General features: G+C 38.3%; 16 protein-coding genes. All 16 read right to left on the reverse strand.

Annotated elements, in window-relative coordinates; translation table 11 throughout:
* On the reverse strand, positions 1 to 1446 hold the full coding sequence (locus BM049_RS03970) for an O-antigen polymerase (protein WP_091528845.1): 1446 nt from the start codon (positions 1444 to 1446) through the stop codon (positions 1 to 3).
* A 19-nt stretch (positions 1447 to 1465) separates the two neighbouring features.
* The gene (locus BM049_RS03975) at positions 1466 to 2008 is read right to left on the reverse strand and encodes an acyltransferase (RefSeq protein WP_091528847.1); all 543 of its coding nucleotides are present in this window, start codon (positions 2006 to 2008) and stop codon (positions 1466 to 1468) included.
* Positions 2005 to 3186 (reverse strand): glycosyltransferase family 4 protein, encoded by a 1182-nt coding sequence (locus BM049_RS03980; protein ID WP_091528849.1) that lies wholly within the window; start codon positions 3184 to 3186, stop codon positions 2005 to 2007. Before BM049_RS03980 ends, BM049_RS03975 begins: the two co-directional genes overlap by 4 nt.
* Position 3187: 1 nt before the next feature.
* Positions 3188 to 3766 carry an acyltransferase gene (locus BM049_RS03985; RefSeq protein ID WP_091528850.1) on the reverse strand — a complete coding sequence of 193 codons (579 nt, stop codon included), beginning with the start codon at positions 3764 to 3766 and terminating at the stop codon, positions 3188 to 3190.
* A 1-nt stretch (position 3767) separates the two neighbouring features.
* A complete protein-coding gene (locus tag BM049_RS03990) occupies positions 3768 to 4742 on the reverse strand; it encodes an SDR family oxidoreductase (protein WP_091528852.1) in 975 nt (324 codons plus the stop codon).
* An 18-nt stretch (positions 4743 to 4760) separates the two neighbouring features.
* Positions 4761 to 6080 carry a nucleotide sugar dehydrogenase gene (locus BM049_RS03995; protein ID WP_091528854.1) on the reverse strand — a complete coding sequence of 440 codons (1320 nt, stop codon included), beginning with the start codon at positions 6078 to 6080 and terminating at the stop codon, positions 4761 to 4763.
* Complete coding sequence (locus tag BM049_RS04000) at positions 6077 to 7177, reverse strand: glycosyltransferase family 4 protein (protein ID WP_091528856.1); 1101 nt, start codon at positions 7175 to 7177, stop codon at positions 6077 to 6079. Before BM049_RS04000 ends, BM049_RS03995 begins: the two co-directional genes overlap by 4 nt.
* A complete protein-coding gene (locus BM049_RS04005; protein WP_091528858.1) occupies positions 7177 to 7797 on the reverse strand; it encodes an acetyltransferase in 621 nt (206 codons plus the stop codon). The genes BM049_RS04000 and BM049_RS04005 overlap by 1 nt, the downstream gene beginning before the upstream one ends.
* A 26-nt stretch (positions 7798 to 7823) precedes the next feature.
* On the reverse strand, positions 7824 to 8474 hold the full coding sequence (locus BM049_RS04010; protein ID WP_091528860.1) for a sugar transferase: 651 nt from the start codon (positions 8472 to 8474) through the stop codon (positions 7824 to 7826).
* Between the two features lie 2 nt (positions 8475 to 8476).
* Entirely contained in the window at positions 8477 to 9601 is a 1125-nt protein-coding gene (locus tag BM049_RS04015; protein WP_091528861.1) for a DegT/DnrJ/EryC1/StrS family aminotransferase, read from the reverse strand.
* Positions 9602 to 9696: 95 nt separating this feature from the next.
* Positions 9697 to 11553 (reverse strand): polysaccharide biosynthesis protein, encoded by a 1857-nt coding sequence (locus tag BM049_RS04020; protein WP_091528862.1) that lies wholly within the window; start codon positions 11551 to 11553, stop codon positions 9697 to 9699.
* 21 nt (positions 11554 to 11574) lie between these two features.
* A complete protein-coding gene (locus tag BM049_RS04025; RefSeq protein WP_091528864.1) occupies positions 11575 to 12345 on the reverse strand; it encodes a tyrosine-protein phosphatase in 771 nt (256 codons plus the stop codon).
* Positions 12346 to 12363: 18 nt separating this feature from the next.
* Positions 12364 to 13062, reverse strand: a complete 699-nt coding sequence (locus BM049_RS04030; RefSeq protein WP_091528865.1) for a CpsD/CapB family tyrosine-protein kinase — start codon at positions 13060 to 13062, stop codon at positions 12364 to 12366.
* 12 nt (positions 13063 to 13074) lie between these two features.
* Positions 13075 to 13818 carry a YveK family protein gene (locus BM049_RS04035; protein ID WP_091528867.1) on the reverse strand — a complete coding sequence of 248 codons (744 nt, stop codon included), beginning with the start codon at positions 13816 to 13818 and terminating at the stop codon, positions 13075 to 13077.
* 306 nt (positions 13819 to 14124) lie between these two features.
* Positions 14125 to 15294: a nucleotide sugar dehydrogenase gene (locus tag BM049_RS04040; RefSeq protein ID WP_091528868.1), complete on the reverse strand. Its 1170-nt coding sequence runs from the start codon at positions 15292 to 15294 to the stop codon at positions 14125 to 14127.
* A gap of 110 nt (positions 15295 to 15404) precedes the next feature.
* Positions 15405 to 16385, reverse strand: a complete 981-nt coding sequence (locus tag BM049_RS04045) for an LCP family glycopolymer transferase (protein WP_091528870.1) — start codon at positions 16383 to 16385, stop codon at positions 15405 to 15407.
* Between the last annotated feature and the right edge of the window lie 310 nt (positions 16386 to 16695).

The raw sequence follows: 16695 nt of genomic DNA on the forward strand, positions 1-16695 counted from the left end.
CTACCGATATTTTATTTGATACGATTTTTTCCCAAGTATCTTGTGTAATGTAAAATTGATTTGATAAACCATAATAAATAATACTAAATTCATACTCATATCATTGATTATATTCATAGTATTTTGTCCCATAAAAAATCCAAATCTAACCACAACTAAAGTTAAGAAATAATATATTTCTAAATTATTCGTATTATTCAAAATCTTTTCAAAATAATAATAGATCCTTATTAACAACATTCCAAAAAGAGGTGCTAAAAAGAAACCAAAAAACAGATTGCCTTGCCCTATCATAGGTATGATTTGCGATCTTCTATCTACATTTAACCACATCCTTTTATTATAAAAAATATTAGAATAGGAAAAAGGAAGATTCTTAACTAAAAGATTAACACCAATCATCGGTCTGAAAATATCAAAAAAAAGTACGCTTAAATCATTCGAACTAGGAAAATAATCTTTAGTCTCTATCGCAATTGCTACATTATAAACTCCACCGGTATATACTTGAAAAGTATCAGTTATATCTATGATAGAATTTGATCCATTTGAAATACTAATGTAATTTCTAGCTCCTGAAACAATAGCAACAAGAAAAAATAAGATAACAAGACCAACAATTATATATTTTTTCACTATTTTACCGAATAATTTATATAAAAGAAGAAAAGAGACAATAGCTGATATTATTATGTCTGATCGATTCGTTCCAAAATATATAAATATATTTACTAATGAAATTATAAAACTAATTGAAATATAAATCCTATTTTTTTTCAATTTATATTTTTTGTACATCCTTTTCAACAGCATTATAAAAATAAGTTGTTTAGAAACAATAATACAATATAGTATAAAATTTTGAATAAAACTTGGTTCTACGTTGTTCGATAAACTACTAGGAACTATAATATTTATGAATGATAGTACTGATGGAAAGAATGTGATTCCTATCAAGGTAAACAAAATGAAAAATATATAACCGATGTGGTGATGATCAAGTTTAAAAGTTTGATTTTTAATATTTGAATCAGTGGTATTTATTTTACTATTTCTTCTTACTTCCATAATTTTGATAAATAACGCTGTAATCAACAACTCATAATTCATCAATAAAATTGCTTTAAAAAAAGAGTCCGAACTAGGCTCGACAATAGATCTTCCACCATAATATTCTGTAAAAGATATTAATAACGGTAATAAAACATACCTAATCGCTGAGACACCAGATAAAATTATAAAAAAAAGTCTTGTATTATCTTCAAAAATAATAGTACTATACACGAATATAAACACAATTAGATATAGTAAAGGTTGAGTATACAATAATTCATAGCCATGATAGTTCTGGAAAAACCAAATTAATACTGAAGATAATATACAAATAAAAGAAACAAAATAGTTTAATAATACTTTTCCAAAAGTCTTTTCACTATATCTCAACATTTTAATACCAACTTCCTAACTAATTATTCAAAGGTTTGATAATTTTTGCTGGAACTCCTCCGGCAAAGCTATTTTCTGGAATATCTTTTGTCACAGCCGAATTAGCTCCAATTATACATCCAGCTCCGATATTAATATTCATAGTAAGAGTAGAATTACTTGATATCCAAGAGCCATTTCCAATATTAATTGGACCATTTTCTGAAGCTACGAGGCTTACTGCACCGTTAACATACTTATGCTTAGTAGTTGCAATAACTACTTTAGGTGATATAATGACACCATCTCCAATAATTAACCCACCAGTACCGTTTATCCAAGCATCATGAGCTATATAGACATTATCTCCAATTTGAATATTTCTAGGTAGATTTATTATAGCACCTTTTGCGATTTGGAAATTTTTTCCACATTCTTTAAAGAAAGGCTTAATTAAGAACCCTCGAATTTGATTAGAAAGCTTAAAATTAGGAAGTAGGTTAAGGACTCCTAAAATTAATTGCATTAATAATATATACACTAAGAAATTATAAGCTTTCTGTAATATATTTCTAGAATTCATTTGATACCTTCCATTCTTTCAATATCAATTTTAAATTTAGTAAGGAACTTTGAACGCTTATCTTCAATATTATACTTATAATATTGTCTAGCTTCTTGAAAATTTCTTTTTGACTGTAGTATTTGATTTTGAGGATCTTCTACCATATTTAATATTTTTTTCGATAATGAAGTGTAATCTCCCGCTTCAATTAACCAATCAGAATCAATTAATTCAACAATGCCTCCTACCTTGCTTGAGATTATTGGACAACCTCTACTCATTGCTTCAATAATACTTCTTCCCTGTGCCTCAGCATAACTTGGTTGTAAAATAATATCGATTTTATCCATCCAATTATAAACAGACTTCCCACTAGGTAAAGTTCCCACAAAAAAAACATTGTCAGTCATATTATTGTTTTCTAATAGTTTTCTCCACCGATTCTGATCCCCTTCACCTAAAAATTCGACTTTGAAATCTGGCAACTTATCTTTTATTAATCCCAGAGCTTTTATTACTGTTTCATGCCCTTTATAATCGACATCTAATGAACCAATTAGTCCAAATCTTAAGTAGCTTCTTTTTTCTATAATTCTATTCAATCTTTCAAACAGAACATGACTGTTGACGGGCTTAATATTTACATTTGGGCAGACTTCAATCTTCCCATTTGTAGGGTATCTTTTCTGTAAAAAATTTTTAGTTATATATATTGTGTACTTCGAATGTTTTATATGAAATCTATTAGTTAAGTAATCATAAGGAGCTAATATTTTACCTGCCAAATTACCATAGTTTATATTTGCATCCCATGCACAACCAACAACTTCAACCATATAAGGCTTGTTGTACTTCTTTGCATACTTAATCGCAAGATTTCCAATCAAACTTGGTAACCTAGCAATAACACAATCAGTTCCTTTAACCGCTTCTCTTATAACTCTCTTTGCTCTAAATACCTTATACATTTTTTTTATTGATTTGTAATTAGGAACTTTACAAAATTTGACATTTTTTCCACTAGCAAGTGTCAAGTTTTTATTTACATCGTCAATTTCTACTTGTCTTGAAATTATTTGTAAATTATCAAAGACGCCCAAGTAACGAGATAAGACCTCATACGACAACCCACCATTACTTAAAAATGTTTCATCAAACTTATAAAAAATATGATCATGAGCGAATAGTGCATTCATTTTATCTCTCCTTAATCTTTTTTCCTGGCACTCCTCCGTAAATATAATTGCTCTCTACTGTATTCTTTATTACAGCTCCTGAAGCAATTATAGCTCCTTCATTTATAACTGAACCAGCCAATATTCGAGCTCCTGCTCCTATCCATACGTTAGATTTTATGATTGTTTCACGGTAAATAACTCCTTGATTTTTTATTAAAATATCACAATCAGTATATTTATGTTCTGAAGACATTATTGTGGTACTATGTGCAATTGAAACGTCATCTCCAATTTCAATTCCACCAATTGCATCGATATAACACATTGGATGAATACTAACGTTATCACCTACAACCAAATTTTCTAAATGAAATATGTAAACCCCTGGATGTATACTCACATTATAACCACATTTATTTGTCAGTGATCTTAAAAGAATATACCTAATAACCAATCCTGGTATTCCATTCTGATTTCTAAAACTATTCATGAGCAACATTCTCAATCTTCTTGGCAATACAGAAATAATATTTACTAATAAGTATATAATGTTTTTGTATTTATCAAACTTGTCTCTTCCTCTTGACTTGTTCTCCATATTAAATATTGTCCTTATACCATTCTATTGCTTCTTCAATACCACGACCGAAATTCCAACTCGGATTATAATTAAGTAGATTTTTTGCTTTCTCAATATCTGCATTACTATGTTTTATGTCACCTTTTCTATCCGGCCCAAAAATAGGTTCGATTTTTTTATCGAGCGCTTCAGATAATGAATTATACACATCAATAAGATATTCTCTTCCACCGTAAGCAATATTAAAAGCTTCTCCCGCCACTGCAGAAGATGCTTTACAGGCTTTAAGATTTGCTTCAATAACATTTTCGATATATGTGAAATCTCTACTTTGTTTGCCATCACCGTTAATAGTTGGGCGCTCATCATTTAATAGTTGTTTGATAAATTTTGGCAAAACTGCTGCATATGCCCCTTCTGGATCTTGTCTTTTACCAAACACGTTAAAGTATCTTAGACCATAAGTATCTAACCCATAAAGCCTAGAATATAATTTACCATATTCCTCATCAACTTTTTTTGTGAGCGCATATGGAGATAACACATTACCTTCTCTGCCTTCTTGCTTAGGAAGCTTTGGTTCATCACCGTATACTGAGGAGCTGGACGCGTAAACAAACTTTTTAACTCCATTTTGTCTGGCAGCCTCCATCATGTTTAAGGTACCTCTGATATTTACTTCTTCATATAGTAGAGGCATCTCTATACTCCTAGGTACACTTCCCCAAGCCGCTTGATTTAATACGTAATCAACACCTTTACAGGCATCCATACAAGTATTTAAATCCCTAATATCACCTTTAATGAATGTGTAGTTAGGATTATCTATGAATAAATCTATATTGGCTTGTTTACCGTTAGATAAATCGTCCAAACACCTCACGTTATAACCTTTATCTAGTAATACTTCACACAGGTTAGAGCCAATAAACCCGGCTCCGCCTGTGACAAGAAAGACACTATCTTTTGGAAATTCTACATTTTCATATCCCATTAATAATCCACCTTTAAATTAAAGTCTCCAGTATCTGTATCCAGCTATCTCATATTCTTTTCTGTCAAGAATTCCTTTTATATCGATTAGTACCTTAGTATTATTTGAACCTTCCTTAAATAATTTACTAATTTCATCTTGAGTTAATTTCAAAAATTGATCGTGTCCGACGGCTAATATTATTGTATCCATATTCTTAATATCTTTTAAAGAATTAAACTCTAGCTCATATTCATGCTTGGCTTCTTCGGCATCTGCTACAGGATCAGCAATCAGCGGTGTGATTCCATATTCGTTTAATTCGTTATAAATATCAATAACTCTAGTATTTCTTGTATCTGGAGTATTTTCTTTGAAAGTAAAACCAAGTATTGCCACTTTAGCTTCTTTCACTGGGACGTTAGCTTTAATAAGGTTTTTAATAACGTTTTCAACAACGTATTTACCCATGTTGTCATTAATTCTTCTTCCAGATAAAATTATCTGTGAATGATAACCTAACTGCTCTGCTTTATAAGTTAAGTAGTATGGATCTATCCCTATGCAATGACCACCAACTAAACCAGGTGAGAATTTCAAGAAATTCCACTTTGTTCCCGCTGCTTCTAATACAGCTTTCGTGTCTATATTCATTTTGTCAAAAATAATTGATAATTCGTTCATGAATGCAATATTGATATCTCTTTGAGAGTTTTCAATAACTTTTGCCGCTTCAGCAACCTTAATAGAAGCTGCTCTGTGCACACCGGCGTCCACTACAAGTTCATACACTTTTGCGATGGTATCTAGAGACTCATCATCCATACCTGAGACAACTTTAACAATTGTTTCTAGTCTATGTATTTTATCGCCAGGATTGATTCTTTCTGGAGAATAGCCTACTTTGAAATCAACACCACATTTTAATCCTGATTCTTTCTCCAGTATCGGAATACAATTATCTTCCGTGACTCCAGGATATACTGTAGATTCAAAGACAACGATTGAACCCTTAGTTAAGTTTCTGCCAACTGTTCTGCTAGCTGACTCTACTGGTCTTAGGTCAGGAGTATGGTCTGAATTTACTGGCGTAGGCACTGCTACAATATGAAACTTAGCTTCTTTTAGCTTTGTTTCATCTGCAGTAAATTCTACAGTAGTATTCTTGATTACTTCATCCCCAACTTCTTTAGTTGGATCGACGCCATTTTTATAAAGTTCAACCTTTTCTTTACTGATGTCAAACCCAATGACTTCAGCTATTTTTGCAAATGATACAGCTATTGGCATACCTACGTAACCAAGGCCTATCAGTGATATTTTTTCTTCTCTATTTTTAATCTTGTCATATAAATTCATTTTACATTCTCCTTTGTTATTTTGATTTGCTTTAGATAAGATTGTATAACTATATTTCTATCAAATTCTGTCTCTATTTTTTTTCTTCCTGCTGCCCCCATATCCTTCTTTTTTTCATAAGGAAGATTAATAAAAGTTTTTATAGTTTCTACTAATGACTCTGTTGACTTAACATCAAAACCAAAACCACTTATTCCTTCATCAAACGTTTCTTTACATCCGTCTACGTTTGACGCAAGGACTGGTCTACCAGCAGAGGCAGATTCGAGCAAAACATTCGAGAGGCCCTCATGGTAGGAAGGTAATATCGTGGCGTGAGCGTCCTTGATAAATTTATGTACATCATTTTGTTGCCCGTGATAATGTATTACTCCTTCATCGTCTAATTCTTCCAATTCCTTTAAATAATTCTCTTCACAAAATCCTACTATATGAAATTCTAGCTTATTATTATCTTTGAATCTTCTGGATGCATCAAGTAGCTCATCGATTCCTTTATTTTTCATGATTCTACCTATGTATAATAACCGGATAGTATTATCTTCCAGAGGATACTCTTCAATTTGATGTTCTTCAAGATTTACTCCAGACCCCGGAATAACAATAGGAGCACTTTTTAATATTTCTTTTTCACAGAAGAATTCTTTATTTGATTTATTTTGGAAAAAAACAGAGTCTGCTTTCTTTAAACCCATTTTATAAAGAGATAATGTTAATTTTTGCATCATCCCCTGATTCTCTATTGCAGTGCCTAACCCTGTGATATTGGGAAGGTAAGGTGTATTAGTAAATCTACACGCCATCCCACCATAAATATTTGGCTTGATCGTATAAGTAAGAACAATATCTGGTTTTATATTATGAATCATCCTTATGTAAGAGAGCATCAATCTTATATCAGAAATTGGATTTTTACCTCTCCGGTCTAAATTTGATTCAATATAATTGCAACCCATACTTTTTAATAATGGAATATAATCGTCATCTGGCAAGGACACATAAACATTGTGACCTTGATCAATCAATTCTTTTAATAATTCTTTTCTGAATTTATATAGACCCATACCAAAGTTTGATAAAATTAATACTTTTGACATTAGAATGCTCTCCTTGCTGGCACACCAAAATACGTTCCGGGTTCTTTGATATCATTTATAACCAACGTACCTGCACCGATTAAACACCCCGGACACAAGATGATATTGTTACTTACTACACTGCCTGTGCCTATCCAATTATTCTTACCTACCTTTACAGTACCTGCTAAACTTACTCTAGGTGAGATATGCACAAAATCTTCAATTATATTATCGTGATCGATGTTAGAGCTAGTATTAATGATACACCCTTTCCCTATTCGGGTTGAACTATTGATCACTACACCTGCCATGACTACAGATCCTTTATCAATTTCGACATCAGTACCAATCGTTGCGTTTGGATGTATCAACGTGGTTACTGATAATTCCTCATCCGTCAGCATACACTGAACTTTTTCTCTAATCTTATTGTCTCCTATAGCCACAATAAATTCTGCTATATCTTTATATTTAAAAGCGTCTTTAGTTTTACCAATGATATTCAAACCCATAGTCATGTTTTTTGACTCGTCATCATCTAGAAAGGAAATGTTAGTCCATTTATTAAGTTTTAATGCAATATCCGCTATAACTTTTCCATGCCCACTTGCACCAATAATTAATAATCTCTTTCTCACTATTTACTACAATCCTTTCCACATTTTTAGTTGTAAAAAGCTTTATCATTACCTTCGAATTTTTCCATGGTAGAAGAAGAGTTCGAACTAATCCCTTCCCTCACGAATACCTTTTTTATAGTCCGAAAAACGATCCTACAATCAGTAATAAATGTGACATTATCAACATATTCAACATCCAAATCAAATTTATCTTCCCAGCTGATCTCATTGCGTCCATTTACTTGTGCATGACCGGTAAGTCCTGGCCTTACTTCATGTCTTCTTTTTTGATGGTCGTTATAAAGATCCAGATACTGGATAAGTAACGGTCTTGGACCTACTATGCTCATATCACCTTTAATAATATTGATCAGTTCCGGAAGTTCATCTAACGATGTGGATCTCAGTGTTTTTCCAAAGTTCGTGAGTCTTATATCGTCAGATAACAAGTTACCATCTTCATCAGTCTCATCTGTCATTGTTCTGAACTTATACATGGTAAAAATCTTTTCATCAAGTCCGGGTCTCTTTTGCTTGAAAAGCACCGGGCTGCCCAGTTTAATTCTTACTAGTACGCCAACAATTATTAGTACTGGACTTAGTACTACCATCGCTACTAGTGATAAAAATAAATCCAACAATCTTTTAAAGTTTTTTTTATATACACCATGGTTCGCTGTATTATCTTTTATCATTATTATGACCACAAATCCTTGATAATTGAACAAATTTTCTCAAGGTCTTCATCTGTCATCTTTGTATCTGATGGCAAGCAGACACCATTCTCAAATAGTTTTTCACTTGTGTTTGATCCAATGTAATCATACTCTTCAAAAAACGGCTGCATGTGCATGGGTTTCCAAACTGGTCGGGATTCGATATTTTCTTTCTCTAATGTCTCCATCACGTCTAAAGGTCTAATTTCACCATTTAAAGTCATAACACTCAGCCAAAAGTTTGGCTCATTCCAATTATTGACAGGCATGAATTCTACACCTTCTAAATGCTCTAGTTCTTTTTTGTAAAAATCGAAAATGTACTTCTTCTTAGCGACTCTTCGGTCTAACACTTTAAGCTGTCCCCTGCCGATTCCTGCAACAACATTACTCATGCGGTAATTAAAACCTAATTCACTGTGCTGATAATGTCTGGCTGTATCTCGCGATTGAGTAGACCAGAATCTGACCTTGTCAATTTTCTCTTCATCATCTGAGACTAACATTCCGCCCCCAGACGTTGTAATGATTTTATTCCCATTGAATGAGAATATCCCATATTTTCCGAACGTACCTGTGTGTTTTCCTTTGTAATAAGCCCCCAGAGATTCCGCCGCATCTTCTATGACTGGCACATTGTACTGGTCGCATATTTCAATGATTTTATCCATATCTGCAGAAAAGCCATATAAATGAACCACGATTACAGCTTTAACGCGCTCACCGTATTTTTCAAAAGCTTCTTTCAAAGCATTAGGATCCATGTTCCATGTTTCATAATTACTATCAATGAATACTGGTGTAGCATTCTGATAAATGATTGGATTGGCAGACGCAGAAAATGTAAGGGTTGGACAAAGGACGATATCTCCTTCTCCTACTCCAGCTGCTTTTAACGCTAAGTGAATAGCCCCTGTGCCAGAAGTAAGTGCTGCGGCATGTTTAGAACCCACTTTTTCAGCCAACTCTTTTTCAAATTCATTTACGTTTGGTCCTAGTGGCGCAACCCAGTTCGTATCAAAGGCTTCCTGCACGTATTGCTGCTCGTAGCCTTCTTTACTCATATGTGGAGAAGCTAACCAGATTTTTTTATTTTCTGCTGTCATATTCGTCACCCTGCCTTATGTATGTGTTTTACGATTAACTATATCATTATGTATTGAAAGGCCCCACCTACTTAGCGTAGCTAAAGCCTTTACCCTTACGCATAGACCATTTCTGTATCTTCATTTGTGTCGGGTTCATCTAGTTTGATCTTGTTGTTAGCGAATGCCACGAGCTGTACTTTAAGTTCTTCGTCAGAGAGTCGTTCTAGCCTTTTAACAAAATTCAAGACTTCATTAAGCGGTGCATTGGTAACTTTACCGATAAAGATTTTTTCATAAACTTGTTTCTTCGTATTCTCACTCTTACTTAAAAGTTCTTCATACAGTTTTTCACCAGGACGAATCCCTGATTCAGTGATCTTTATGTCTTTGTTCTTCGCTCCGCTGAGCTGAATCATTTGTTTAGCCAAGTCAACGATCTTGACTGGCTCGCCCATGTCCAGAACAAAGATTTCTCCTCCACGAGCCAGTGATCCTGCTTGGAGGACTAAACGGCTGGCTTCAGGAATCGTCATGAAGTAGCGGGTCATACGGAAGTCGGTGACAGTGATCGGTTCGCCTTTTTTGATCTGATCTTTAAAGACTGGGATCACACTCCCACGACTGCCTAGGACGTTCCCAAACCGTACGGCTACGAAGTTTGTTTTGCCTTCTTCATTCAGTCCAGTCACGATCATTTCGGCGATTCGCTTGGTGGCGCCCATGACGTTAGGTGGGTTAACGGCTTTGTCCGTTGAAACCATAACGAAACTCTGGACCCCGGCTGCTTTAGCCCCTTCTGCCATGTTCTTCGTACCGTAGACATTATTCTTGACTGCCTCTGTTGGATTATACTCCATTAGAGGGACATGCTTGTGTGCTGCCGCATGATAGACACGGTCCGGTTTGTACTGGGCCATGACTTTAAAGATACGGTCGCGGTCCTGAATATCTGCGATAACAGGGACTAAATCGATCTCGTTCTTGTCCGCAAAAGGTTTTAGTTCTCTATTGATCAAATAAATCGAATTCTCTCCGTGTCCCAGAAGCAGGATACGTTTTGGTGAGAAACGGATGATTTGACGGCAAATTTCTGATCCGATCGATCCGCCAGCTCCAGAAACAAGAATCGTTTGACCGGAGAGCTGTGTCGCGATTTTTTCCATGTCTAGTTTCACTTCGTCACGACCGAGCAAGTCGGTCACATCAATCTCTTTGAATTCATTGACTTCATACGTGCCTTGAACCATATCTTCCACTGAAGGCATCTGGTTCACTTTGATATCTGTCTCATTACAGTAAGATACGATACGCTCTAAATCTTTAGATGAAAGAGATGGGATAGCGATCGTCACCTGGTCGACATCATACGTATCGATCAGCTTTTCGATGTCTTTCGTCTTGCCTAGTACCGGAACGCCATATACGGTTGTGTTTTTCTTGTTGTCGTCGTCATCCACGATACCGACAAATTCAATCGCCGGATCGTGCTGAAGGTTACGGATAAATAGTCCACCGCCTTCACCTGCTCCAACGATCAAGGTACGGAGTTTGGTGACGTCTTCGTTTCCGTTCAGCTTTTCTTTCTTCATGCGGTGCTCCATCAAAATCCGCCAGCCCACACGACTGGCAGGAATGATCATGGCTGTCAATATGTACCACAAGAACAGGAAACGCATGCTGAGGGGAGCGAAGGACATCGTGACGATATCACTCACTGTGAAGGCGAGGGTGATGATCAGCCCATGTACGATCGTCTCTCTGATACTCGTGTAGCGGTTGATCTTATCGAACAGCCTAAAGTAAAAGGCCAAGCCTATGTAGATACCCGCACTGACTAAGAGTGACCAGATCAGTGGCTCAGAATCTAAAGCGACAAGCGGACTCAAGAACAAATAGGCAAAGAGACCGGTCAGATAAAAGACCGTCAAATCCAATGTGATTAAGGTGATGCGTTTCATTGTCCGATTCATGACTGTTTCCTCTCCTACTATTTATTTGAACCATTTTGATAAAAATGACTGTTTGACTTCCTTGGGTGTTGGTGCGACAACGAGTTCCCCGTTGATCAAGTCTTTTGTCACTTTGTGAAATTCACCAAGTTTATTGGTACCGTATTCTTTGCTTAATCTATCGTAAGCGTCCTGCATGTGGAAGGCTCTGTTCGTGACATTATGAGCATCGGATGCGAGGAAATGGACGAGATTCGCTTCGATCAGCTGCTTGGAGAATTTCTGTATCTTACTGCCAAAGCCGCCCGTATAACTGGCTGCTGTGAGCTGAGCCAGTGCGCCTTTGTCGATGAAGTCTTTTAAATGGTTGGGATGTTTCAGTATTTCATGGTTTCGTTCAGGATGAACGATAATGGGTATCTTCCCACTGGACTGCAGATCGAAAAAGAGTCGTTCAGCGTAAGTCGGGATCGTTGCAGTCGGAAATTCGATGAGTATGTACTGCTGCTGTTCATCGGTAAAGAGGATCTTGTCCTCTTCTATGTCTTTAATAATGTCACCGTAGAGACGGATCTCCTGACCGGGGAAGATCGTCATAGCGATCTCCTGCCGGTCAAGTTCGGATTGTAGTTGGTTGACGAGCTTGATGACGTCCTGCTTTTCATTGAACCAGCTGCGGTTCATATGATGCGGGGTCGCCAGGATATGGGTGATGCCTTCTGAAGCAGCCAGCTTGGCCATCTCCACAGATTCTTCCATCGTTTTAGCGCCGTCATCCACGCCCGGTAAAATATGACAATGCAAGTCGATCATCCGCTCGTCTCCTCTCTCTTAATCCAGTCCGTAGTAGTACGTATACGTGTCTGTGTCTTCTACTTTATTCAATACGGCGCCTAAGACATTGGCCTGTACTTTATCGAGCAAGTCTTTCGCCTTCAGGATACTGTCTTTATGTTCCTGGCCTTTCGGTATGACAAACAGCACACCGTCTGCGCGGGATGCCATGACCTGAGCATCGGTGACGACCAAGACCGGCGGCATATCAAAAATCACCAGATCAAAAGCGGCCATCATTTCTTTCTCGACTTCTTTCATACGGTTGGATCCAAGCATCTCAGCCGGGTTCGGTGGGATCGCACCGCTCGACAGGACATATAAGCCTGCTGAACGGGTCCTTACAACCAGGTCATCCAGTTCTGCTTCCCGGTCAGTCAACAGCGTGGTCAAGCCTTCAGTGTTTCTGACTGAAAAGATTTTATGTACCGTCGGTTTTCTCAGATCCGCATCGACGAGCAGGACTCTTTTTTCTTCCGAGGCAAAAGTCGACGCCAGGTTCGCAGCCAGGGTCGATTTCCCTGCATCAGAATTTGCAGATGTCACGACGATCGATTTCAAGGTATCATCGATCATTGAGAACTGAATGTTCGTGCGGATCGTTCTGAACTGTTCAGAGATGTGTGACATCGGCTTGTTCAATGTAACAAGTCCCGGTGATGTTTGGTTCAGTTGTTTTTTCTTTTTAAATAACATGGGCTCTCTCCTCTATACGCGTGACCGTGTGCGTCTTGATTCTGCTGGCTGGAATGTCAGCGGCTGATGCTCGTCTGCCTTTAAATCGTCTGGGTTCATTTTTGAGACGATACCCAAGCTTGTCCATCCCAGCTCTTCTACGATGAAGTCTTCATCCTTAACCGTGTTGTCCAGGAATTCCAGCAGGAAGGCTAAGCCGACGCCGACCATCCCGCCTAAAACCAGGCCAATGGCCAGGTTCAGTGTATTGTTTGGTGAAACTGGGCTGGTATCAGGTACCGCAGGTGAAATGACCGTTATGTTATCCACGTTCATGATTTCATTCAATTTTTCCTGAAACACTGAGGCCGTTGTATTGGCTAGCTCAGCTGCCGCATAAGGGTCTGTATCATTGACCGTGATCGAGAACACCTGTGAATCACTGGCGTTTGAGATTGAAATTTTGTCGGCAACTTCAGTATGCGTTAGTGATAAGTTCAAATCTTCTCTCACGTCGTCTAAAATGACCGGTCCTTTGATGATGTCTTTATATGTATTGATCAATTGCAGGTTCGTATTGATATCGGACTGCTGGATCATTTCAGTCTGCTGCGTCCGGTTCACCAGCAATTGTGTGGTTGCGCTGTACTCCGGTGTGGCAATAAAAAAGGTGTAGACCGCAGTAATAAGCAGGCCCAGTAATGTTAAGTTTATAATAAGGGCTAATCTCTTCTTGATAATGGCGAATAACTCGACCAAACTAATTTCTTCTTCCATCTTTTCCTCCTGAAAATCACTAAATTTACTTACTTTAGGTTCATTTACCTATACTTTATATAACAGTTTTAATAGTACCATATTTAGCTGTGTTATTTTAAGACGTTTTAATAAGTTAAACATTTTTGTTTTTTAGCCCGACAAATTTCAGACAAAATTGGTATCGCTTCCAATGTTTGTTTGTAATTTTAGAACTTTTTAGCAAAAAAAACATTCAAAGTTTCCTAGAGAAACTTTGAATGTTTTAATGACTATCCATATAATAGATCAACAATTAAATAAATGGGTACGATATTGTATTTCTATCTAGTTATTGTTGTATAAATCTCTGGTGTAGACTTTTTCTTTCACATCTTTAATATCGTCTGTGATCCTATTGGCGATGATAATATCCACTTCGTCCTTGAACGACTCGATATCATTGTTCACTTTTGAGTTGTAGAACGTGTCTTCTTGAAGAACGGGTTCATACACGACCACTTCGATCCCTTTTGCTTTGATGCGTTTCATGACACCCTGTATCGCGCTTTGTCGGAAGTTGTCCGATCCTGATTTCATGACCAGACGATAGATCCCGACTTTTTTAGGATTTCTGGCAAGCACCTGTTCTGAGACGAAGTCCTTACGGGTACGGTTGGCATCCACGATCGCCTGGATCAGATTGTTCGGCACTTTGTCATAGTTGGCCAAGAGCTGTTTCGTGTCTTTCGGCAGGCAGTAGCCACCGTAACCGAATGACGGGTTGTTGTAGTGATCCCCGATACGCGGATCTAGTGATACCCCATCGATGATGGCCTGTGTATCCAGACCATTCACTTCTGCATAGGTGTCCAGTTCATTGAAGTAAGCCACACGCAAGGCGAGATAAGTATTCGCAAACAGTTTCACTGCTTCCGCTTCTGTTGAATCCATCAACAGGACATCGATGTCTTCTTTTTCAGCACCTTCTACTAAGAGATCCGCAAACTTCTCGGCACGTTCTGATTTCTCGCCTAAAATGATCCGGCTCGGGTGCAGGTTATCATAAAGCGCATGCCCTTCACGCAGGAATTCCGGCGAGAAGATGATGTTCTCTGTGTTGAACTTTTGGCGTACATCATTCGTATAGCCGACGGGTACCGTAGACTTGATGATCATCGTGGCTTTCGGTGCATATTTCAAAACGTCTTCAATAACTGTCTCTACTAGAGACGTATCAAAATAATTCGTTTTGTCATCATAGTTCGTCGGTGCAGCGATCACGACAAACTCAGGGTTGTTCGCGTAAGCGACCGCTTTGTCTGTGGTCGCTTCCAGATCCAGGTCTTTATTCGCTAAGTACTCGGATAATTCCTTATCGACGATCGGTGATTTTTTATCATTCACTAAATCTACTTTTTCCTGTATGACATCAATGGCTTTCACTGTGTTGTTTTGTGCCAGTAAAACGGCATTAGACAGACCAACGTAGCCTAAGCCCACTACTGTTATATTCATTTCCTTCATTCCTCTCAATTTTCATTCGTCATTTTCAATTTTACCACGTCCCCATTTTTATCACAATGCAAAAGGAAAGAGCCCTTCTTAATAGAAGCGCTCCACCTATTTTAAAGCTCCAGTTCATCCTTCAAATGCTCCTGCACCCGGGCGATTTCTTCGTCCGGGATGATTTCATAGTAGATACCGTCGATCATCGTGCCGCTGCCTGACAGCTGGATCTGCTCGACTTCGTTCACGGCGCCGCGGTACTTGTTGAACATATCCACCATATCGTCAAAGGACATGTTGGTCTTCATCGAACTGCTCATCGATTCCAGAACAGAGCTGTAGTTGCGCACGGAATCCAGCGTGGCGATCTGCTTCATCGTGGCTTCAATGACCTGCCGCTGCCGGTACTGGCGCCCGTAGTCCCCTTCAGGATCTTCGTAACGCATGCGTGAATAAGACAGGGCCTGAGCCCCGGTCATGTGGGTCTCCTCTCCGGCGACAAAGGAGTTGCCGGAATGTTCGAAGGAGAGCGGTGGGGTGATCCTGATCCCGCCGATCGCATCCACGATGGTCTGCATGCCTTCCATGTTGACGGAAAGGTAATAATCGACAGGGATGTCAAAGAGGTTCTGGACCGTGTTCATGGCCATGCTGGTCCCGCCAAAGGCATAGGCATGGTTGATCTTGTCTTTAAAATCTTTGCCTATGATTTCTGTATAGGTATCTCTGGGGATACTGACGATACTCGTCTTTTCCGTATTCGGGTTGACGGTCACCAGCATCATGGTGTCGGAGCGTCCCGTGTATTCCCTTCCCAGATCCCCAGTGTCCACCCCCATGATCAAAACGGAGAACGGATCCTCCCCTTCATCCACGACCAGCGGTTTTTTGAGACGGCTTTCATGCGGCTCCTGTTCTTCCGCCGGTTCATACATGACTTCGGTCGTCTGTTTCACATCGTCATATACGCGCCAGACCACATAGCCGCCTACGCCTGTGATAAGGACCAGCAGTCCTAAAAGGATACTGAGGAAAATCTTCGTGGCCGATTTTTTCTTTTTGGAGCTGTTTCTCTGTGTCCGGTTTGACTGATCATCCATCTCTCTCCAACTCTCTGTAGTTTTTTTTGATCGAGCAGTTACTATATCTGATTGACCGTTGTGCAGTTACTTTATATTATACCACGCCTGGAGATGATGTCATTTGAAATATCCTGAATGCCTATCGGAGATACATTTTAATAAGAGAAAAAAGCCGCCAGCGCTGGCGGCTTTCCTTATATCCGTCACTGATCGGTACAAGTGAACGACAATTTTCAGGTCACTTGTCTCGATTCAGTAAAAACGTGACAAGTGAGGCTCAAAACTGCGGTTCACTCGTCACGCAAACGGGTTATCGGAACAAGTGAGC

This window comes from Alkalibacterium subtropicum (assembly GCF_900112455.1).
In the GTDB taxonomy this organism is placed as follows: Bacteria; Bacillota; Bacilli; order Lactobacillales; family Carnobacteriaceae_A; genus Alkalibacterium; species Alkalibacterium subtropicum.